This window comes from Pseudalkalibacillus sp. Hm43 (assembly GCF_051842935.1).
Classification (GTDB): Bacteria; Bacillota; Bacilli; order Bacillales; family Fictibacillaceae; genus Pseudalkalibacillus.
Map to the genome: position 1 here is coordinate 2,510,070 of NZ_JBPXRR010000001.1, position 19,753 is coordinate 2,529,822.

Below are 19,753 nucleotides of genomic sequence, written 5' to 3' on the forward strand. Positions count from 1 at the left end.
TCCTTAGTTGCGTAATGGCTTTCCTTTGACGAGCATATGTTGCATCCGTTGTTGAGTTAGCGGTTCTCCAGCCAAACTCAAGAATGCTTCCCGTTCAAGGTCGAGTAGATACTGTTCATCGACGAGCGTTCCTTCAGGTACGTTTCCACCTGCGATGACATACGCTAATTTTTTCGCGATTTTCAAATCATGATCGGATATCATGTTTCCAAATTTCATCGTTTGTGCACCGAGATACATCGTTGCATAACCTGCTTCACCAGCAACAGGGATCAATTTACGCTGTGGCGGACGGTATCCTCTGTTGAAGAGTGACAAGACTTGTTGCTTCGCATCATAAATGAGGTGATCCCCATTCACGCTGATTCCGTCTTGTGGTCGTAAGAATCCAGCTTCCTTCGCTTCGTGAGCTGATGTAGAAACCTTCGCCATTGCAATCGATTCAAACGTCTGAATGGCGATTTTCTGCAAGTCCGGCTTCACATCTTTCGGTACTTGATCCAACAAGCGTGTGTAGAGTTCTTTGTTTCCACCACCGCCAGGGATGATACCGACACCGACTTCGACTAGACCCATATACGTTTCAAATGAAGCTTGTAGGCCAGCTGCTGGTAGGGATACTTCCGTACCACCGCCGAGTGTCATGTTAAACGGCGCTACTACGACCGGTTTGGCACTGTAACGGACTCTCGCCATCGTTTGTTGGAATTGACGGACCATGTAGTCAAGCTCGAAGAAGTTATCGTCCTGCGCTTCCATCATGATCAGCATCAAGTTCGCACCGACACAGAAGTTTTTCCCCTGGTTACCAATCACGAGTCCTTTGTAATTCTGCTCGACCTCATCAATCGCATAATGGATCATTTGAATGATATCCGGACCGATCGCATTGTTTTGCGAGTGGAATTCGAGTAGAGCGACACCATCACCGATATCGATGAGGCTTGCACCCGTATTCTTCTTGATGACGCGGTCTTCATTTTTCAAACGGTGCAATCGAATGACCTTTTCATTTTCATTCGCTTTCGTGTGTTCACCTTTATGGTAGAACTCGATATCTGTACCGGCCTGCTTATAGAAGGATTTTTCTCCAGCTTCAAGCATTTCGGTAACCCAGCCTGGAATCGTTTCGCCTTCCTTTTTCATCCGTTCGACGGATTTCTCAAGACCGATCGCATCCCACGTTTCAAACGGACCAAGTTCCCAGCCGAATCCCCATTTCATCGCGTCATCGATTGCTTTGATGTCATCCGCAATTTCGTACGCTTTTTCCGCTGAATAGAGAAGGACTGGTTTCAAGATCGACCAAACGAGCTGTCCTGCGCGGTCATCTGCATATACAAGCGCTTTCAATTTATCCGACATCGTCTTCGCCTGCTTGCTCATTTCGACGGATGCGGTTTTCAGCTTCTTCCGTGGTCCGTATTCGAGCGTATCAGGATCCAGCTCTAAGATTTCACTTTTTCCACTGGACTTCTGTTTTAAATAGAAGCCTTGGCCGCTCTTGCTTCCGATCCATCCCTTTTCATTCATCTTCTTCATGAACTCAGGGACATCGAAAACGGCTTTCTCATCGCCTTCCACCTGATCATACACATTACCTGCAACGTGGATGAACGTATCTAGTCCGACAACATCGAGGGTACGGAACGTCGCACTTTTCGGGCGTCCGATCGCAGGACCCGTGACTGAATCCACCTCACCGACCGAGTAACCGTTCTTCACCATTTCTTGAACCGTTACGAGTAACCCATACGTTCCAATTCGGTTCGCGATGAAGTTCGGAGTATCTTTCGCTTCGACAACCCCTTTACCAAGTACATCCTCACCAAACTGGTTGATGAATTGGAGGACTTCAGGCTTCGTCTCGCTCGTCGGTATCACTTCTAAAAGTTTCAAGTAACGAGGCGGATTGAAAAAGTGTGTTCCTAAGAAGTGGGCTTTGAAATCTTCACTTCTTCCTTCTGCCATCGCATTGATTGAGATACCTGATGTGTTCGAACTGATGATGGTTCCAGGCTTTCTGTACTGTTCAACCTGTTCATAAACCTTCTTTTTGATGTCTAGATTCTCTACGACAACCTCGATGATCCAATCCACTTCACCAAGCTTCTCTAGATCATCCTCCAGGTTTCCTGTTTCAATCATCTGAATATGCTCCTTGGAACTGAGCGGAGCTGGCTTCTGCTTCAACAGCTTTTGTTTCGCCGTTTCAGCGAGCTTGTTACGGACTGCTGGATGTTCCAGCGTGAGCCCTTTCGCTTTTTCTTTTTCGTCCAGTTCTCTTGGGACAATATCCAAAAGGATACTCGGAATTCCAACATTGGCTAGATGTGCTGCAATTCCTGACCCCATCACGCCTGAACCGATTACTGCTACCTTACGAATCTGGTAAGACATGTTGTACCTCCTTTATATGAATGAATACTCATTCATTTTTTCTGCAAAAAATAGAACTTACTAAAATAAGTGGTCTCACTAACTACTATAAAAAAACAAAAGCAATTTCGCAATACAAATTTCTGAAAATTTCTATGATTTTGTCTAATTTGTTCAGGATTCCTTGCTATAGGGGCTTTCCACTCGAATTTTCTCTAAAATTTCTTTGATTTGCTCCAAATGGCGACGTTCGTGATAGCCGATGAAATCGAGCCACTGCTTCAACTGCATGAAACCGAATATCGGGTGTTTGAAAGAGCGTTTTTCCAGAATCGTCGGGTCCTCTACTCTTTCCAACACGTGGAACAGGTATCCTCTAGACTTCTCCAAAGCTATTTTAGCTTCCGTTAAGCTCTTGTATTGTCCAGTTGGGCGGACATATTCCGGCGCTTCTACTGCAGGGGATCTTTTGGCTGAACGATAAACAGGGTGTTCCTCAATTTCTCGATCTTTCCCTTCATTCAGTTGATTTTCGAATTGATTGGCAATCACGCGCTCAATCAACACAAGATGTTCAAGCACCTCTAAAATCGTCCAAGTGTCTGAAGAGACTTGGGCGTGGCTTAACTCTTCCGGAATTTCATTAACGACATCGAGCAGTTCCTGTCTTCCTGACTCTAATACAGACATCGGTATTCCTCCTTTAAAAAGAATCCTACTTACCTTCCATATTCGACAGGGCCCGCTCCATTCTCCTTCAAAATGGTTACAATATCTTATGCTGGAAATGATGAAGTGATGAAAGACAAGAACCATACGCTCTCCATCCATAAAAAAATAGAGTGCCTATCGTATAGATGGCACTCTATCAAATGATCCATATTTACTTTCCGAAGATGCCTTTCAGTACGAAAGCGACGTTCGCTGGACGTTCTGCCAGTCGACGCATGAAGTATCCATACCAGTCTTTTCCGTATGGTACGTAGACTCTCATCGTGTAACCTTCATCACGTAATTTACGCTGCGCATCGATGCGAATACCATAAAGCATTTGGAATTCGAATTGATCAAGCGGGATGTTATGCTCTTTGACGAGTTCTTTCGTGTAAGCGATCATCGCATCATCGTGAGTTGCAATTGCCGTATAGTTGCCATTCAACAAATGCATCTTGATGATTTTTTTGAAGTTCTCATCCACGTCTTTTTTCTGAGGGAACGCAACGCTTGGAGATTCCTTATAGGCCCCTTTTACCAATCGAAGATTCGGATTCAATGAATCCAGGTCCTGAATATCTTCAACGGTACGATACAGATAAGATTGCAGAACTGTACCGATATTATCGTATTGAGACTTCAATTCTTTGAAAATATCAATTGTCGCCTGACAACGCGCTTCATCCTCCATATCAATCGTTACGAAAACATCGTAGCTATCTGCCACTTCCATGATTCGCTTCATATTTCGAATAACAAGCTCGCGACTGATATCGAGTCCCATGGATGTCAATTTCAATGACAGCTGGGAATTGAGCCCTTGATTCGCAATGGATTTAATCGCTTCTATACAATGATTCGTCATCTCGTTCGTTTCTTCTTCATTGTCTACGAACTCTCCGAGATGGTCGATTGTAACCTCGAGCCCTTCCTCATTCAGCTTGCGAATCGTCTCTAGAGTACTTTCCAGAGAAGCACCTGCTACAAAACGGCCTGCACCGAAACGAAGCCCATACTTTTTCGCCATTTTGGTAGCGACTTTATTTTTACCCATGAATAAGAAGAAATTTTTCAAAATTTGTTCCATGACAAGAATCCCCCTATACTGAAAACGGATACAAAAAAATAGGTACTATATATATGAACGTTTAGGAAATAAGTTAAACTTCTTACCGTATTTTATCATCTTTTCGACAACATTTTTACTTTTTTCAAAATTTAATTTTTTCCTTTTTTCTATAGTATATGAGTTGTAATGATGGTGTGTAAGGTGTAAAATTACACCAAATCTTTCCGTGAGAGGTAAACAACCATGAACATTGATCAAATGATTGAAATTGTCTCTTCAAAAATGAAATTGATCCGCATAGAACGCGGCTACACCCAAGATAAAATGGCGATGATATTAGGTCTTTCCAAAAAGACTCTCGTACAAATTGAAAAACAAAGGACGAATGCGAACTGGACGACCGTCGCTGCTGTTTCTGCGCTATTCAGAAATAGTGAAATTCTCCGTTCAGCTCTAGGTGGCGATCCTGTTGAAATCGTCGAGATCCTTGCCCATGAAGGGATCGATCGTCCAAAAGAACAAACGCTGGGGGGGAAAGTCTGGTGGCGGGATGTGAAGTGTGAGAATGGCTATCGTCTTCAGCAAAATGTCATCAGCCAACACTTCCGGATTTTGGATGAGGATAACCATCGGTGGTATAGCTCATTTGATGAGGAAGAAGCGAATGAACGCTTGAGTGAGCTCGCTCATTCTTAAATCGGCGTTTCGGAATAACATCGTTTGGATGTGGCACCCTAATCTTCGAAATGGAATTTTATCATTTAAGGAGGAGTCAAATCGTGCCACAACAACAGACCCCGCAGGATCAGCAAGGTTTCATGCCCCAACCTCCACGAGTCATGACGGTCAAGGATCAGCTCTTCATAACCGATATGATGAGCTGGAATTTGTTAGCGGCGAAGAAATGCAGCTTTTTTGCTAAACAGTGTCAGGATCAAGAAGTGAAGTCGGCGATTGAACAGGCAGCAAGCATGCATACGCGCCATTATGATCAGCTGCTTCAGCATTTACAAAGTCACTTGGGCGATCAACCACAAAACCAAAATATGACTCAATAAGGGGGATCTCAGATGAAAATTCAAAATCCGCAAACGAACATTCCGCAAACCCCGGACATGAATGATCGTGATTTCATCAACGATACGTTAGCGACTGAAAAATATATGACAGACGCTTATTCTACAGCATTGAACGAAGCAAGTCATCAAGCTTTGTACCAGGATATTTCTGCTATGGCTAAAGAAACACAGGACTGTCAACGTAACTTATACAACGTGATGTTCCAAAAAGGCTGGTACTCGTTCGATCAAGCTCAGCCTCAAGCCTTACAACAGGCGTATCAAAAGTTCTCAGGATACAAACAACAACTGCCGAACGGCGGAACGATTCAATAAGAAAAGCGCAAGCGCCTCGGGTAGACTCGAAGGGCACTGGAAGTCCGACGAGGAGGCTGTTGCCGCCGCAGGAGGTCTGAAGTGACCCGAGAGGCCTGGCGCTGAGCTAGACATTCCATCTATGCAACCACATTTCAATTAAAAAAATTGGGCAGACCTAAGCGGTCGCCCAATTTCTTTTGCTGTCTATTTTTGTTCTTCCCGATATTTTTCATTGAGTTCACGTACTTCTTGGATTAATTCTTTCATGCCATCCTTCGCATCGGGATACTTCTCATTCCAATGCTTCACAAGAGGTGGCATTGATTTGGACATGTACGTGTAAAGCGCCCACATCTGCACTTTCTCTTTTGACGCTTCATCGGTTTCACCCGTCAACAATTCCGTGTACTTGGTCATCAATCCATCAAACTGTTCTCTTAATGTTTGATCCATAGATGTCACCAACCTTCTTCGTTTCATCACATTCTATCATAGGTCCATCCAAACGTAAAAATTCGGATCAAGCATCGTACCACTTGTTTTTCATTGCCAAAATGGCCGCTTGTGTCCGATCATGCAGTCCTAGTTTACTAAGAATATTGCTCACGTGCGTTTTCACGGTCTTTTCGGTGATGAACAGTTCAGATGAGATCTCTTTATTGTTCCTCCCCAGCGTAATTTCGCGGAGCACATCTTTTTCTCTTGCTGTCAGTTGATTGAAGCTCTTTTCGGCTTCATTCGTTTTTGTACCCGTATTTACATGGTTGAGAAGCTGGGAGGTTGCCGTCGGATGAAGATGCGTTTCTCCTGAATACACGGCCTTGATTGATTTGACGAGTTCGTCTGGTTCTATATCTTTCAATTGATAACCATCTGCTCCCGCTTGTAGAGCAGGGACGACATGGTCTTGATCTGAAAAACTCGTCAAAACGATGATCTTGACGTCTGCATAATCAATTTTGATCCGTTTCGTCGCTTCGATTCCGTCCATGACAGGCATCGTCAAATCCATCAGGATGACATCCGGCTTCAATTGCTCGACAAGGTCGATCGCCTCTTGGCCATTCGAAGCTTCTCCAACCATTTCAATATCAGGTTGTGTCCCTAAGAAAAATCGCAGCCCCTTCAACACCATCAGATGATCATCGACTAATAGTACCTTGATCCCCATTTCAACTCCCTCTTTCCTTCTCGACATTGAATTTCACTTCGATTGTCGTGCCTTTCCCAGGCTGACTGTAAATGTCCATTTTGCCTCCCATGATTTCTGCACGCTCTTTCATGCTCGACAATCCGAAAGACCAATTATGCTCACCGTTTTCAGGGACAGGAAAACCGACGCCATCATCGACAACCTTCATGACCACTTCATTCATTTTCCTGTATAAATAGAGTCGTACTTCATTCACCCGTGCATGTTTATGGACATTGTTAAGCGCTTCTTGCCCGATACGCCACATCGTTTCTTCAACCAACCTAGGGATATTCCCTACCCCTTCAATATATTCCGTGACACCCAAACCAAGCGACTGTCCGTACTTTTTGAGAGATACAATCACGCCTTCTTCCAGTCCGACCGGTCTTAACTGCCAAATCATCGAACGCATTTCACCGACCACTTCTTGTGAAAGACCCTGCATTTCCGTCAACGATTCAAGAATCGTTTCGCTGTTTTCCAACTGTTTCACATATTCTCGTAATCCACGCGCAGTCAGACTGAGGGAAAACAATTTTTGATTCACAGAGTCATGAAGATCGCGTGCTAACCGGTTCCGTTCCTCAATTAGGGCCAGCTCTCTTGATCGTTCAAACAATCGCGCTTTTTCCAGGACGAGAGAAACATGATCGCCTAAAGCCTTCAATACTTCATGCTCTATTGCTGACGAATTCCCTTCTTGTACCCCGACCAAGCAACCGATCCATTCTTCTCCAATCAATAACGGTACGACAAATGACCGCTCTATGTCCAAACCAGCTTGTTGCAAGTCTGATTTCACCATTTGTTGCTCGAGCGTTTTTTGCAGATCCCCGCCATTAGCAATCGGATACCGTTTGTGTGTTTTCTTCGAACCTTGAGGACTGAAAATGGCGCGTAACGCTAGTACGTCGTCTTCCTTTATGAAAAATGCGAGATTTTCCAGGCCGAACAGCTTTCCGACTACATCCACCGTATTTTGAGGAAGGTGATGGATGTCATTCATCTTCCAGATGGAGCGGCTGATTTCATCCAGCTTCGTGTACTGATCTGCTTTCGTTTGCTGGGCTTCGTACAGCTTCGTTCGCTTAATCGCTGTCCCAATTTGGAATGAGACCGACTGCAATAAGTCCAGCTCATCCTCTGTGAATTCATTTTTCCCTGGCTCTGCTACATTGAGAAGACCGAACTTTTCTCCACCAGCAATCAATGGAACGGTCGCATGATGGGTAATACCTTTCGTGTCGCCCCAATCATATTCGATCGCATCTTCAATACGCTTACAGTTGATGATGTTTACCGCCTTCTGCAGACGTCCATCCCAAATCTTATCCAAGCACCAGCAGCTTCCCTGGCACATCGGTTTCTTATCATCCCAAGCTAATGCTGGCGGCAGATTGACATCGGCGATGAAGGCATAGATCGGTTCTTCATCGGTCAAAAAGATCCACCCTGTCGACAAGCCGGTCACTTCCAACAGCTTTTCCAAAACCGACTGAAGCATCTCACGTACATTATTGGATTGGTTCAATGTTTCAGCGATGACTTTCAAAGTGTGGACTCTCGACACCATACTCCCCCTCCCTTGCTGAAATCTGTATGTATTTCAGATCAGAATAGTAAAAATCCGCCATTTTTATGATCTACATCAAGAATATCATAAAATGACGGATTTGATTTCTTCTTATCGGAGTTGTCCCGTTTGTGTTTTCGCAAGTTTCTCAGTCATTTCAAAGAGAAGAATCGCCATCTGTTCCAGACGCTCAACTGCTTCTCGGTCTACAAGGTTGTAGTCTTCGTCATAGCAATACGGATCGGATACGAACTGGTCTGGCAACACCATTGCGTATAAACCTCTCAACACCGTTCGCATATTGTTCACCGCATTGATACCGCCTTTGCTCCCACCTGAAGCTGCCGCAATTGCAACTGGTTTATGCTTGAAATGCGAGCCACCAAGGAAATCCAATGCGTTCTTCAATGCGCCACTCATACCATTGTGGTATTCAGGAGATGCAATGAAAAATCCGTCTGCTTCCTCTGCCTCTTTGTACAGCTTCTGAAGCGTCATATTGTTTTCATTCCCACCGTCACCTGGGAATAGTGGTAATTTTTCAAGGCCGAGATCAATATATTCGACCGAAGCACCTTTCTCTTCAAGCAATTCCTTCATCAATTTCGAAATACCCCGTGTTCTCGATTTCTCCATCGGGCTTCCATTCAACACTAAAATCTTCATAAAGTACATCACGCCTTTTAAAACAAGTTATAGTATTATTATATGTTTTCCTGACTGTATGAACATCCGAAATACGGCTGAAGTTTTCTACGACTATAGTTGTAGACGTTAAAGAACGCCTGTTATCAACGCTACATAAGCAAGTCCGGAGCCTAGGACGGCTAACGGAACACTGATGAGGATCGGCCATCTTCTTACAATGGTAATTGCGGTAAGCGCAAATACCACAATCGCACCTAATCCCCAAAGGAAAACCTTCATCGTCCACTCGAAGGTCAGAACGGTTTGCGAATCGATTGTTCCATTAAACTGAGACATGAACAATGGAGATGGATCCTCTTGTAAAATCGTGCGCCACACTTCATGCGGTGGGACCTGTTGTGACAGGAACGCTGTTACCCCGAACACGAATAGGATCAAGATCGTTTCGCCACGTAAGGAACGCAGGACATATCGATTCCCTTTCGTTTGGATCGCTTTCTTCAAATACACACCGTGTAACACGGCATACAGGAACAATGGGATCAACAAGAGATGTTTGATCAATAAGGCTTGTCCGTAGTTCAATGCCCACGAATCTACATATTGTGGTGCGACGATTTCATTGATCAACAAGCCGCCACCTGTCAATAAAAGTACAGCTCCAATCGAAAATGGCGTGTACCAATTCAAGAAAGGTATCCAGTTTGAGTCTTCCTTCGAACTCCATGCCACATAAAGCAATACACCCACCCATCCAGTAACAGCAAGAACGTGGATGAAATGGGCGATGAATCCGATGACCGGATATAGGGATGCTGAGTGGCTCGCAAAGGAATAAGAGCTCATCAAAATCACCGTCAAGAACGCACCTAACCGAGCGTAAAAAGTTGTACTCTGAAGATCATTTTTATAAACGAGTAAAAGGAGTACAACGGAAATCATGATGCTCGCCAACCATGCCTTTCCGATATTGAATTCAAACAACACGGCTGTAAACGTATCCCAATAGCCGACACTTTCGGATAAAAACCCGATAATCTGCAAGAGGGATATGAACATAATGATCGGAACAAGGACGATGAGCCATAACAGCAGCTCTTTTGGGACCTTTACTTTCGGCTTTTTGTTCTCTGGTACGGATGCAAGCAGCAATCCTCCGAACAATAAAGAAAATACGAGATAGAGGACACCTTTGAAGAAGATGATCATGCTTGGCCCTTCTTCCTAATCACCCAGATAAGAAAGCCTATTCCAGCAAGTATGAATAGACCTGCGATAATGAACACAGTAGGAGACAACCCGTCTTCTACTGCTCGCTCATCTGTCGGATTCGTTTGATTAGCGGACTGGTTTGCATCCTCTTCAGATGTTTGTTCGTCGCCATCTTCATAATCTGGTGCTGCTGTTTCCGAATCGTCTTTTGTCTCTTCTCCACTCTCGACTTGGAAAGAATATTCCCCGTCAACGACGTGGCTATCTTCTGAAATGATTTCATACTTGACGGTATAAGAACCCGAATTGAGGGGTTCTACCGTTTGTCCGAGCATGACGTTACCATCAATTTGGACAGCTTCGACATCAATTTCCTGACCCTCTTCATCGGTCACGATGAATTGGCTGCCTTCCTTAATATCAGTACTGAATTCAAAGGTGATGACATCCAAAGCATATTTGACGACCTCACCATCACTTGGAGTAGTGCCTTGTAAATTCGCATGTGCGAATGTTTGAATGGGAATTATGAAAATCGTTAATAAAATGGTAAGTGCGCAGAACATTTTCTTGTGCATGATGGATTCCGTTCCTTTCTCAAAACTTTCGAATCCATCTTATCACCTAACTCATGGTAATTCTACTTTGTTCACACATCGTTCTTTTTTGCGATGGAGTCAGGCTCCTCCGTGCTTACGTCCTCTTATCATTCTTTTACGATAGGAAAGAGCGGATGGCTAACTGGAAACGATCCTTTTCTTCCAAGAACGGATAGTGATTGCTGTACTGGAATCTTAAGAATATAGAGTCTTCCATCAGATCGTACATTTCCTCTGAACAGCGGATAGGGCATTGTACGTCATTCTCTCCACATACGATGAGCGTTGGTGTTTTGACGAACTTCAACCGGTCTTTCAAATCAAAGTGTTGAAATTCATGTTCACCGAAATAATTCAAGCGATCCGCCGCAATCTTTTTGAAAATATCCGCTGAGAAATACATTTCGTATTTTTCAGGATCGTTCAACGAAAGCTTAGTCCGTTCCCTGGTGAGCAATTTTCGTTCATCTGGATGCAAATTTTTCGACTTCAATTTTTCAATCAAGTCTTGCATGATCTGAAACTGAGGATGATCGTGGTGATAGATACTATTCTTCGTATCCGCATATTTGCCATCTGCTGCACTTCCGACGACAATCAATTGACTAAGCGCTTCAGGAACATCAGCTGCATAATGCAACCCTAACATTCCACCTGTGGAGTGTCCTGCGAACGCCCATTTATCATACTCCATCGCTTTTCTGATAGATTCAAGATCCTTGACAGTCTCTCCCATCGATAGTTCATCTTCTGTTTGATAGGACGAGGATTTTCCAGCTCCCCTTAAATTCACTAGAATCGTTTCATACCTTTGTGTAAACGTGTCTGCAAAGTGGTCACCCGTTTCATTGAACTCTGAATATAAATGCGTTACACACACGGGCTTACCTCTACCCTTCGTGAAAATCTCAAAATCTCCCCGATCGGTACGTATGATCTTACCTCTCCAGCTACCCAATGTCTCACTCCTTTCCATATACCTATGGTCCTATTGAGTGAATTTCCCCTTTTTAGTGATCCGAAACCCTTGTATAAACGTATACTGAATGAGTTCTCTTTGAAACAAGTGTAAACTAGTATATGCTTAGAGAAAACATTGTCAAAAGGAGAATTGAATGAGTGAGAAGGATTTCGAGCTCTATGAACGGGTTTTGAAGCAAGATAGAAAAGCCCTAGAGCTCCTATACGAACGCTACGAAAAGCTGCTTTTCTCATTTGCATACCGCATGACGAAACGAAGGGAACTTTCCGAAGAGATCGTCCAGGAGGTTTTCATCAAACTATGGACGAAACCTGGTATCTATGACCGCTCCAAAGGTAAATTCTCTTCCTGGCTCCTCACTGTAACAAGGAACACAAGCATCGATCATTTGAGAAGAAAAAATGAAAACACATACGAAATTGAAGATAGAGATGCATTGCAAAAAGACGAACCCACCATCGAAGAACAAGTAGAATGGAAGGAAGACGGTAGACGTTTACGAAAGGCTATGAAGATTTTAGGAGACGAACAACGAGAAATCGTCGACCTCTTCTACTTCAAAGGGCTATCGCAAAGTAAGATTGCTGATAAGTTCCAAATTCCACTCGGCACAGTGAAAGGCCGGTTGAGGTTGGCTCTGAAACACTTACGTAAAAACTTGGAATCTACTGGGCAAGGGAGGGATCACCTATGACAAATCAAGATCGTTGTGAAATGCTACTCGATTATTTCAATCAATGTCTTGATGCAGATGAAAAGAAAATCTTTGAGGCACATCTTTCCGAATGTAAAAATTGCCAAGAAGAATTACAAGAGTTAGAAGAACTGACGGCTGATCTTCCGTACGCCTCCGAACCAGTAGAACCTAATGAAGGTATGAAAGAGCGGATCCTCTCCACCGTATTTGAACAGCCGATTGAGACAGAAGGATCTGGTGGTGAGAAGAACGCACTCATTTCCAATGTCCAACCCATTCGTCCAGCTGAATCGACATCTACCAATAAGTCGGCTAAAAAACCGAAACGATGGATTCAACCGTTACTCGCTGCCTCTTTACTTCTATCTATGACAGCGAATGTCTATTTTTATATGAATGATCAACAGACGCCTGTTGTGCTCCCGGACGATAGTGTCAATCAAGTCCTGAAAAATGTGGAACTGGCTGCGACTGAAGGATTTGATGCAAGTGCACAAGCTGCAATGATTGAGAAAGAAGACGGAATGTCACTCGTCATGCAGGCGAATAATCTACAGGCAGTATCAGGGACTGAAGCCTATCAAGTCTGGTTGATTGATGCGAACGGTGAAAAATTCAGAGCCGGAACCTTCCTGCCGAACGAGAACGGTCAAGGCGGTGTCATCCACCCTGTAAAAATTGAAGGTGATCATGAATGGGATACAATTGCCGTAACCCTTGAGCCGACTCCGGACAGCGAGCAACCGAAAGGGCAGATCATCCTCGCCTCCAAGCTATAAATCTTGAAAGAACATCCTCCGGGATGTTCTTTTTTTCGCCCTCTTTATCCATGGTTCATCAAAAAATATAAATTTTTTTCATAAAAAAGTGATCCGTTTCGTGATCGCTCTCGTTAGCCTTACAAATAAGTAAAAAGGAGAGATTCACACATGAATTTGAAAAAAGGACTTGTCGCAATACCATTAAGCACATCATTAATTCTAGGAGGCGTCGCAACAACAGCATTTGCTGATGATCATGCGAAACCGACCGTAACGACACCTGCATCTGAATTACGTACATCGCTCGATCATCTCCTTAGTGAACACGCATACTTAGCGGTTGAAACGATGCGTAAAGGTGCAGAAGGAGCGGGAGACTTCGAACAAGCCTCTGGCGCATTGATGGCAAACGCAGACGACTTGAGTGCAGCAATCGCTTCTGTATATGGTGAGGAAGCTGGTAAGCAATTCGACGAAATGTGGAAGGGTCATATCGGATTTTTCGTTGATTATGTAAAAGCAACTGGCGCGAACGACGAAGCTAAGAAACAAGAAGCGTTAGACAACCTCGCAAACTATCGCCAAGAATTCTCGAAGTTCCTGGAAACGGCTACGGAAGAACGTCTTGAAGCCGGCGCACTAGCTGAAGGACTTCAAATGCACGTGAAGCAATTGATTGGCGCATTTGACGCTTATGTCGCTGGAAACTATGAAAAAGCTTATGAATATGAGCGTGAAGCAATCAACCATATGTACATGGTCAGTAAAGGTCTATCCTCTGCTATCGTACAACAGTTCCCAGACAAGTTTGAGAACTCGAAAGCTGTAACACCTGCAAATGACTTGCGTTCTAACCTGAACCACCTGATGACAGAACATGTTGGATTAGCGGCAATGGCGATGCAAAATGGCATTGACGGCTCAGAAGATTTCGAAGCCTCTGCCCAAGCACTCGCGAACAATACAGAAGATCTAACCGCTGCAATCTCTTCTGTTTATGGTGAAGAAGCCGGTATGAAATTCAAGGAGATGTGGTCTGGTCATATCGGTAACTTTGTCGAATATGTAAAAGCAACTGGCGCGAACGACGAAGAAAAGAAACAAGCGGCACTTGATGCCCTATCTGAATACAAGGCCAACTTCTCTCAATTCCTTGAAACAGCAACGGAAGGACGTTTGAAAGCGGACGCGCTATCTGAAGGATTGCAAATGCACGTCGATCAACTAGTTGCAACTTTCGACAGCTATGTAGCAGAAGATTATGATACGACTTACACAAACCTTCGTGAAGCTTATGCACACATGCTGAAGCCAGCAGCAGGATTATCTGGAGCATTCGTCGATCAATTCCCTGACAAGTTTGCAGGAGAAATGCCGACAGATATGCCAAAGACAGGTATGGGCGGAACAGCTGATCAAGGGATGTCACTTACCTCCATTCTACTCGCTGGATTTGCAGCTTCTATTGCACTTGCCATGCTAGCCGTTAGAAGACTCGGTGGACAAACAAAATAACCATTCATAGAGAGGAGGTTCTCCTTCTCTCTTCCTTCTTAAAAAAGGATGATTTTGATGATGAAAAGAACGACAATGTTGATCAGTATGATCGTTTTCGTTCTGGCTTTAGCGGGATGTATGAACGAAGCGAATAATGATTCAAATGGACAGGAAATGAAGGCAGGTACTGAGGACTCTTCAGAAAGAGAAACAGCGAAACAAATGGATTCATCTGACACTAGCGCGGACCAATCCTCAAGTGATGTTGAAATCATTAAGGATGAACGCAAAGGGATCGTCCCGGTTACGATTGAAATTCCTGCTATTGATGTAAAAACGAAAGTCGAACATGTAGGGACACTCAATGATGGTCGGATGGATGTTCCGAAAGATGCGGATAACGTCGGCTGGTATAAACCCGGAACCATGCCAGGTGCCCAAGGGAACTCCGTCATTGCAGGACATGTAGATGATTTGACGAGCCCAGCCGTATTCTATCATCTTCATAAACTGAAAAGCGGAGACGAAATCATCGTGGAAGATGAATCGGGGCAAAAGCTTACTTTTAAAGTGGTTCAGTCGGATGTATATCCACGACAAGACGCACCGATTGAAAACATTTTCGGATTTTCATATCGAAGCATGTTGAATCTGATTACCTGCACGGGTGAATACGACCCGAATACAACTGAACGAGAAGAGCGGCTCGTCGTGTCCGCCGAACTTGTTAAAAATCAATAATAGAACCCCAAATGAGCGATTCATTTGGGGTTTTTCAATATGGGGAGCAAATCATGCATTGCTTCGTACCCCTATCTCTCTTTTTTCTCCGTTTCGGGGTGCAATAAAGCTTTATGAGTACTCATAAATCCCTGTGGAGGGTGCATATCCTAATATCATATCGATTCGTTTCTTTCCATGACCCTCTTCGTACGTTTGCCTCTTCTTTGCAACAAATTCAATGCATAAATGTTCATGATCAGCCAAACGGCACCAGCTGCAAAACCGGCAATGACATCACTTGGATAATGGACGTGCAGATAGACCCTGGAAATCCCGATCAGGAAAATCAGCAGACCGACAAGCACACCCACATACCAGGTAGATCGCCCTTTTCTCTTCATATATTGGATAATCAGATAGCCCATGATTCCATATGCAGCCATAGACACCATCGCATGTCCGCTTGGAAAGCTGTAGCCCCCCACTTCAATCAGGTGTTCAATATCCGGTCTTGCGCGTTGGAATGAGAACTTCAACGCTCCGTTCAAGCCCCAAGCACCAAGAATTGTCGTCAGCAAGATGAACGATTCAGCTTTCAACTTCTTAAAAAGAAGAATGGCTAAATAGATTGGGACGACGACCAGATATGTACTTGTATTTCCGACATGAGTGACCGTTATCATAAATTCCGTCAGCCATGGGACTTGCAAGCCATGAACTAAATCTGAAAGCACACCGTCGAAATCACCTAATTCATTTTCCAGAAGACTGTCCGCAAATTGTGCAAATACTCCGATCAGACCTAAAACGACCAAGATGCCAAAGATCAATCGAATACTGATTTTCTGTAACACTTTATGGTTCAAAGTGGTTTCTATTTTTCCCATACCATGTATCATCCCCTTCTCGACACGACTTTTCATTCAAAAAATGTCTATTACTTGTTTGATTCCCTATTTTACCCTGAAACGAACATGCCCTCTGGTTCGTATATGTACCATGAATTCCATTTTTTATGAATTCAAGAAGGGATTTTAATTTCCTTTATTGAAATAACAATATCACAGAAAAATATACGGGGTGGTCTATTGATGAGGTTTGGGCGGAAGCAGAGAACAATCATTCTTACTAAGCCAACAAGGGAACTCGAGCACAAACTGGTCTTTGTCGGGAGTTTGATCGGATTCTTCCTCTCTTTCATGTATTTTGTGTTCTTCGAGTTTATGTATGAATCCATGAATGACATGACACACGCCATCATTTCCAGCTTATCAGGAGCGATTGCATCACTCGTAGCTTATCTGTGTCTGAATCTTGTGGATTACCAAACAAGGAAATTCGCTATCTGCATTGCCATCTGTTCCATTTGGGGTTTGCTCAGTGTGAGTTTCTTCTACTGGATTCCAGCAATCATGCTGTTATCCTCCACTTTCCTTTGTTTTTGGAGAAAGAATAAAGAGATACGTGTTGTTAAATAAAAAAGAGTGACAAGCGGGCTGCCTGTCACTCTTTCTTATTTGTGAGATCATTTCGTGGCATGCGCATGTTTCTTCATCGGCATTGGCGTCTCTTCCTCTTCATCATCCTCTTGATTGGAGGTTTTCAAGCGGACTTCTTTCAGGAATAACACCAGACCGACGGCGACCACCATCATGATGGCTCCGAACATGAATGCGCCACTCAGTGCATCGCTTAAAGCCGTACGCATCATTTCTACCACTTTCACGAACGTATCAAGTTGGTCTTGAGGAAATTGAGATCTGATCGCTTGAAGCTGGTCCGGGTCCATCAATAGCTTAGGATCACTCAACTTTTCCACTGAACCACCTGTAGCACCGCTTGAAACAGCTTCTGCTGAAGATTTCATGTTTGAGCTCATGATGATATTCATGATCGCCCCCATGATCGATACCCCGATCGTTCCGCCTAACTGACGGAACAGCTGGACAGAAGAAGTCGCAACGCCCAGATGCTTATATGCAACTGCATTCTGTATCGTAATCGTAAAGATCGGGAAACTGCATCCTAACCCAAGACCGATGATGATCAATCTTAGAATCGCATCCATATTCGTGCTGGCACTCGTCAAGGTCGTCAGAGAGAATATACCGATTCCCATCGTCGTCAGACCAAGTATTGCAAGTTTTTTATATTTTCCTGTCCTAGTGATGAGCTGCCCGACAATCGTACTGGATGCGACCATGCTGAGCATCATCGACATCATGATGAATCCGGTTGTCGTAGCAGAAGTACCAATTACACCTTGTATGAAAAACGGCATATACATGATTGCCCCGAACATTGCCATACCGATCAACAATCCGATGACGTTGGAGATAGTGAAGACGCTGTTCTTAAATAAATTGAGCGGCAATACAGGGTTCTCCACCTTCTTTTCGGCAACCAAAAAGGCGATCAACGAAACAACTGATAAGGCAAAAAGCCCGATCACTTGAAACGATCCCCATGCAAATTGATTTCCTGCCCAGGAGAACGCAAGCAACAGCGGTATGATTGTCGCGGCCAGGAACACCGAGCCGAAGTAGTCGATTTTCCCATGCGCCTGGCGAGGAACACTCGGAAACAACCGCATGATCAGGATGAATGCGACGAATCCGACTGGTAGGAAGATCCAGAAAATCCACTTCCAAGCAAAATGGTCGACAATATATCCCCCCAGCGTTGGTCCGAACACACTCGCCAAACCGAAGACAGCACCCATCAACCCTTGCCATCTCCCTCTTTCACGTGGAGAGAAGAGGTCTCCAATCGATGCAAATGCAGTCGAAAAGATCATTCCGCCAGCAAGACCTTGAAATCCACGATATAAAATCAACATGAAAATGCTGGTCGCTGTTCCGCACAGGAAGGTCGCAATAATGAACATTCCTAGCCCCAACAAAATGAAAGGTTTCCGTCCATACATGTCGGACAGCTTCCCTACCAAAATCGCTGTCACACTAGAAGCGAGCATGTAAATTGTAAAGATCCAACTGAAATAAGGCATGCCTCCGAGATCGGATACGATTTTCGGCATCGCTGTTCCAATGATTGTCTGGTTCAATGCGGCAAACAACATGGATGCTAGCACGGCTACCATTATCGTAATTTTCTTTCTTAGTGGTAAATGTTCCATACGTTCGTTCTCCTATCCTTCATAAGATGAATAGTTCACTTAATGAAGTATTTTTCAAAAAATGAAGCTTTAATCATATATTTTAGAAAAAAGCCGCAACAATTCTTCAATATCTTCGTCTTCAAGGTTTTTGAATTTACGTTCCATGTATTCATGCTTACGTAATTCGAGGGCTTGGACCTGCTTACGCCCTTCCTCCGTAATGCTTAAATAAACGACTCTACGATCATTCTCAGCACGGTTCCGTTGTACGAGGTTCCGTTGAACGAAACGATCGGTCACTGCCGAAATGTGGCTCATCGCTACATTGAATTCTTGAGACAGCATCGAATTCATGACCTGCCCTTTTTCCATGATGAATTTCAAATACGAAAAATCGGCTGCAGTGCATTCATCTTCAAATAGCTGATTGATTTCTTTTCGGAACATCCGAAAGGTCTTCCGAAAGCTTTTTTCCAAGTCCCAAATCAACTGGTCACGTTTCTCCATACTTCACACCTATTCAATCCTCTTCCTATTTTTAACCATTTCATTATAACAGATTAGAGTAGGTGTTACGAACGAAAAGGCTTCAAGATCGTGGTAAATAATTCCTGTTTTGAACATGTTAAGAAGGAGAATACATAGAGAGTCTGTAAACCTTACATAGTGTGTTTTTTGTTATGAATTATCAATTTGCATCAATTTATACTATACTTATAGTGGAGTTCTGATTGAAAGGAAGAGTCAGATGAACATTGGCTTTTACTTATTACCTAAAAGCGAAGTGAAGTACTTGAATCCTGAATCGACCATACGCCAAGCACTTGAAAAGATGTCTTATCACAAATATACGTCCGTACCACTAGTGGATGAAGACGGAAAATATTCGGGTACGCTTACTGAAGGTGATTTGCTATGGAAACTGAAAGATGACATGGATAAAGAGGAAGATTATGAAGAGGTCATCCAAAGAACGAGGTTGAAGGATGTCCCTAGGCGGGTTCAAAACATACCGATTTCCATCAATGCGAATATGGAAGACCTGATTACGCTCGCGACGGATCAAAACTTCATCCCGATCACCGATGATGATGGTCATTTCATCGGTATCATCCGTCGGCGCGACATCATCAAATACTGCGCAAGTGTCATCTGGGAAAACAAACAAACCAATTAATCGACAATATGAATGGAAAAAGAGGATGACAGG

General features: G+C 43.8%; 22 protein-coding genes. 9 read left to right on the forward strand and 13 right to left on the reverse strand.

Annotated elements, in window-relative coordinates:
* Positions 1–3 precede the first annotated feature (3 nt).
* From ACSVDE_RS13245 to ACSVDE_RS13255, 3 genes are all read right to left on the reverse strand, one after another.
* On the reverse strand, positions 4–2,400 hold the full coding sequence (locus ACSVDE_RS13245) for a 3-hydroxyacyl-CoA dehydrogenase NAD-binding domain-containing protein (protein WP_439301344.1): 2,397 nt from the start codon (positions 2,398–2,400) through the stop codon (positions 4–6).
* A gap of 153 nt (positions 2,401–2,553) precedes the next feature.
* A complete protein-coding gene (locus ACSVDE_RS13250) occupies positions 2,554–3,069 on the reverse strand; it encodes a DinB family protein (protein WP_439301345.1) in 516 nt (171 codons plus the stop codon).
* A 193-nt stretch (positions 3,070–3,262) separates the two neighbouring features.
* A complete protein-coding gene (locus tag ACSVDE_RS13255; RefSeq protein WP_439301346.1) occupies positions 3,263–4,180 on the reverse strand; it encodes a proline dehydrogenase family protein in 918 nt (305 codons plus the stop codon).
* A 225-nt stretch (positions 4,181–4,405) separates the two neighbouring features.
* Here ACSVDE_RS13255 and ACSVDE_RS13260 point away from each other — a divergent pair, with 225 nt between their 5' ends.
* Genes ACSVDE_RS13260 through ACSVDE_RS13270 form a run of 3 tightly spaced genes read left to right on the forward strand, consistent with a single transcriptional unit; the run spans position 4,406 to position 5,556 of the window.
* The gene (locus tag ACSVDE_RS13260) at positions 4,406–4,858 is read left to right on the forward strand and encodes a helix-turn-helix transcriptional regulator (RefSeq protein ID WP_439301347.1); all 453 of its coding nucleotides are present in this window, start codon (positions 4,406–4,408) and stop codon (positions 4,856–4,858) included.
* A gap of 50 nt (positions 4,859–4,908) precedes the next feature.
* On the forward strand, positions 4,909–5,220 hold the full coding sequence (locus ACSVDE_RS13265; protein ID WP_439301348.1) for a hypothetical protein: 312 nt from the start codon (positions 4,909–4,911) through the stop codon (positions 5,218–5,220).
* A gap of 12 nt (positions 5,221–5,232) precedes the next feature.
* Entirely contained in the window at positions 5,233–5,556 is a 324-nt protein-coding gene (locus ACSVDE_RS13270; RefSeq protein ID WP_439301349.1) for a spore coat protein, read from the forward strand.
* Between the two features lie 186 nt (positions 5,557–5,742).
* Here ACSVDE_RS13270 and ACSVDE_RS13275 read toward each other — a convergent pair whose 3' ends face one another.
* The 7 genes from ACSVDE_RS13275 to ACSVDE_RS13305 all read right to left on the reverse strand — a co-directional run bounded on the left by ACSVDE_RS13275 (position 5,743) and on the right by ACSVDE_RS13305 (position 11,702).
* On the reverse strand, positions 5,743–5,991 hold the full coding sequence (locus ACSVDE_RS13275) for a YusU family protein (RefSeq protein WP_439301350.1): 249 nt from the start codon (positions 5,989–5,991) through the stop codon (positions 5,743–5,745).
* A gap of 67 nt (positions 5,992–6,058) precedes the next feature.
* Positions 6,059–6,709: a response regulator gene (locus tag ACSVDE_RS13280; RefSeq protein ID WP_439301351.1), complete on the reverse strand. Its 651-nt coding sequence runs from the start codon at positions 6,707–6,709 to the stop codon at positions 6,059–6,061.
* Between the two features lies 1 nt (position 6,710).
* Entirely contained in the window at positions 6,711–8,306 is a 1,596-nt protein-coding gene (locus ACSVDE_RS13285; protein ID WP_439301352.1) for a GAF domain-containing sensor histidine kinase, read from the reverse strand.
* A 111-nt stretch (positions 8,307–8,417) separates the two neighbouring features.
* Positions 8,418–8,972, reverse strand: coding sequence for an NADPH-dependent FMN reductase (locus tag ACSVDE_RS13290; RefSeq protein ID WP_439301353.1), 555 nt, complete (start codon positions 8,970–8,972; stop codon positions 8,418–8,420).
* Between the two features lie 108 nt (positions 8,973–9,080).
* On the reverse strand, positions 9,081–10,163 hold the full coding sequence (locus ACSVDE_RS13295; RefSeq protein ID WP_439301354.1) for a copper resistance D family protein: 1,083 nt from the start codon (positions 10,161–10,163) through the stop codon (positions 9,081–9,083).
* Complete coding sequence (locus tag ACSVDE_RS13300; RefSeq protein WP_439301355.1) at positions 10,160–10,744, reverse strand: copper resistance CopC family protein; 585 nt, start codon at positions 10,742–10,744, stop codon at positions 10,160–10,162. The genes ACSVDE_RS13295 and ACSVDE_RS13300 overlap by 4 nt, the downstream gene beginning before the upstream one ends.
* A gap of 136 nt (positions 10,745–10,880) precedes the next feature.
* A complete protein-coding gene (locus tag ACSVDE_RS13305; protein WP_439302002.1) occupies positions 10,881–11,702 on the reverse strand; it encodes an alpha/beta fold hydrolase in 822 nt (273 codons plus the stop codon).
* Between the two features lie 178 nt (positions 11,703–11,880).
* Between ACSVDE_RS13305 and ACSVDE_RS13310 the strand changes: the two genes are divergently transcribed.
* The 4 genes from ACSVDE_RS13310 (at position 11,881) to ACSVDE_RS13325 (ending at position 15,443) form a co-directional block, all read left to right on the forward strand.
* Positions 11,881–12,441, forward strand: a complete 561-nt coding sequence (locus tag ACSVDE_RS13310) for an RNA polymerase sigma factor (protein ID WP_439301356.1) — start codon at positions 11,881–11,883, stop codon at positions 12,439–12,441.
* On the forward strand, positions 12,438–13,223 hold the full coding sequence (locus ACSVDE_RS13315; protein WP_439301357.1) for an anti-sigma factor: 786 nt from the start codon (positions 12,438–12,440) through the stop codon (positions 13,221–13,223). The genes ACSVDE_RS13310 and ACSVDE_RS13315 overlap by 4 nt, the downstream gene beginning before the upstream one ends.
* Positions 13,224–13,373: 150 nt before the next feature.
* Positions 13,374–14,720, forward strand: coding sequence for a copper amine oxidase (locus ACSVDE_RS13320; protein WP_439301358.1), 1,347 nt, complete (start codon positions 13,374–13,376; stop codon positions 14,718–14,720).
* Between the two features lie 57 nt (positions 14,721–14,777).
* Positions 14,778–15,443, forward strand: coding sequence for a sortase domain-containing protein (locus ACSVDE_RS13325; RefSeq protein WP_439301359.1), 666 nt, complete (start codon positions 14,778–14,780; stop codon positions 15,441–15,443).
* A 155-nt stretch (positions 15,444–15,598) separates the two neighbouring features.
* Here ACSVDE_RS13325 and ACSVDE_RS13330 read toward each other — a convergent pair whose 3' ends face one another.
* A complete protein-coding gene (locus tag ACSVDE_RS13330) occupies positions 15,599–16,312 on the reverse strand; it encodes a phosphatase PAP2 family protein (protein ID WP_439301360.1) in 714 nt (237 codons plus the stop codon).
* A gap of 204 nt (positions 16,313–16,516) precedes the next feature.
* Between ACSVDE_RS13330 and ACSVDE_RS13335 the strand changes: the two genes are divergently transcribed.
* Positions 16,517–16,903: a hypothetical protein gene (locus ACSVDE_RS13335; protein ID WP_439301361.1), complete on the forward strand. Its 387-nt coding sequence runs from the start codon at positions 16,517–16,519 to the stop codon at positions 16,901–16,903.
* 47 nt (positions 16,904–16,950) lie between these two features.
* Here ACSVDE_RS13335 and ACSVDE_RS13340 read toward each other — a convergent pair whose 3' ends face one another.
* A complete protein-coding gene (locus ACSVDE_RS13340; protein ID WP_439301362.1) occupies positions 16,951–18,561 on the reverse strand; it encodes an MDR family MFS transporter in 1,611 nt (536 codons plus the stop codon).
* 69 nt (positions 18,562–18,630) lie between these two features.
* The gene (locus tag ACSVDE_RS13345; protein ID WP_439301363.1) at positions 18,631–19,050 is read right to left on the reverse strand and encodes a MarR family winged helix-turn-helix transcriptional regulator; all 420 of its coding nucleotides are present in this window, start codon (positions 19,048–19,050) and stop codon (positions 18,631–18,633) included.
* 241 nt (positions 19,051–19,291) lie between these two features.
* Here ACSVDE_RS13345 and ACSVDE_RS13350 point away from each other — a divergent pair, with 241 nt between their 5' ends.
* Positions 19,292–19,720, forward strand: coding sequence for a CBS domain-containing protein (locus ACSVDE_RS13350; protein WP_439301364.1), 429 nt, complete (start codon positions 19,292–19,294; stop codon positions 19,718–19,720).
* Positions 19,721–19,753 lie beyond the last annotated feature (33 nt).

What these genes read in the sequence shown, in the direction of transcription:
- ACSVDE_RS13245 (WP_439301344.1), bottom strand. Translation starts at nt 2,400, where the DNA reads ATGTCTTACCAGATTCGTAAGGTAGCAGTAATCGGTTCAGGCGTGATG.
- ACSVDE_RS13250 (WP_439301345.1), bottom strand. Translation starts at nt 3,069, where the DNA reads ATGTCTGTATTAGAGTCAGGAAGACAGGAACTGCTCGATGTCGTTAAT.
- ACSVDE_RS13255 (WP_439301346.1), bottom strand. Translation starts at nt 4,180, where the DNA reads ATGGAACAAATTTTGAAAAATTTCTTCTTATTCATGGGTAAAAATAAA.
- ACSVDE_RS13260 (WP_439301347.1), top strand. Translation starts at nt 4,406, where the DNA reads ATGAACATTGATCAAATGATTGAAATTGTCTCTTCAAAAATGAAATTG.
- ACSVDE_RS13265 (WP_439301348.1), top strand. Translation starts at nt 4,909, where the DNA reads ATGGAATTTTATCATTTAAGGAGGAGTCAAATCGTGCCACAACAACAG.
- ACSVDE_RS13270 (WP_439301349.1), top strand. Translation starts at nt 5,233, where the DNA reads ATGAAAATTCAAAATCCGCAAACGAACATTCCGCAAACCCCGGACATG.
- ACSVDE_RS13275 (WP_439301350.1), bottom strand. Translation starts at nt 5,991, where the DNA reads ATGGATCAAACATTAAGAGAACAGTTTGATGGATTGATGACCAAGTAC.
- ACSVDE_RS13280 (WP_439301351.1), bottom strand. Translation starts at nt 6,709, where the DNA reads ATGGGGATCAAGGTACTATTAGTCGATGATCATCTGATGGTGTTGAAG.
- ACSVDE_RS13285 (WP_439301352.1), bottom strand. Translation starts at nt 8,306, where the DNA reads ATGGTGTCGAGAGTCCACACTTTGAAAGTCATCGCTGAAACATTGAAC.
- ACSVDE_RS13290 (WP_439301353.1), bottom strand. Translation starts at nt 8,972, where the DNA reads ATGAAGATTTTAGTGTTGAATGGAAGCCCGATGGAGAAATCGAGAACA.
- ACSVDE_RS13295 (WP_439301354.1), bottom strand. Translation starts at nt 10,163, where the DNA reads ATGATCATCTTCTTCAAAGGTGTCCTCTATCTCGTATTTTCTTTATTG.
- ACSVDE_RS13300 (WP_439301355.1), bottom strand. Translation starts at nt 10,744, where the DNA reads ATGCACAAGAAAATGTTCTGCGCACTTACCATTTTATTAACGATTTTC.
- ACSVDE_RS13310 (WP_439301356.1), top strand. Translation starts at nt 11,881, where the DNA reads ATGAGTGAGAAGGATTTCGAGCTCTATGAACGGGTTTTGAAGCAAGAT.
- ACSVDE_RS13315 (WP_439301357.1), top strand. Translation starts at nt 12,438, where the DNA reads ATGACAAATCAAGATCGTTGTGAAATGCTACTCGATTATTTCAATCAA.
- ACSVDE_RS13320 (WP_439301358.1), top strand. Translation starts at nt 13,374, where the DNA reads ATGAATTTGAAAAAAGGACTTGTCGCAATACCATTAAGCACATCATTA.
- ACSVDE_RS13325 (WP_439301359.1), top strand. Translation starts at nt 14,778, where the DNA reads ATGATGAAAAGAACGACAATGTTGATCAGTATGATCGTTTTCGTTCTG.
- ACSVDE_RS13330 (WP_439301360.1), bottom strand. Translation starts at nt 16,312, where the DNA reads ATGGGAAAAATAGAAACCACTTTGAACCATAAAGTGTTACAGAAAATC.
- ACSVDE_RS13335 (WP_439301361.1), top strand. Translation starts at nt 16,517, where the DNA reads ATGAGGTTTGGGCGGAAGCAGAGAACAATCATTCTTACTAAGCCAACA.
- ACSVDE_RS13340 (WP_439301362.1), bottom strand. Translation starts at nt 18,561, where the DNA reads ATGGAACATTTACCACTAAGAAAGAAAATTACGATAATGGTAGCCGTG.
- ACSVDE_RS13345 (WP_439301363.1), bottom strand. Translation starts at nt 19,050, where the DNA reads ATGGAGAAACGTGACCAGTTGATTTGGGACTTGGAAAAAAGCTTTCGG.
- ACSVDE_RS13350 (WP_439301364.1), top strand. Translation starts at nt 19,292, where the DNA reads ATGAACATTGGCTTTTACTTATTACCTAAAAGCGAAGTGAAGTACTTG.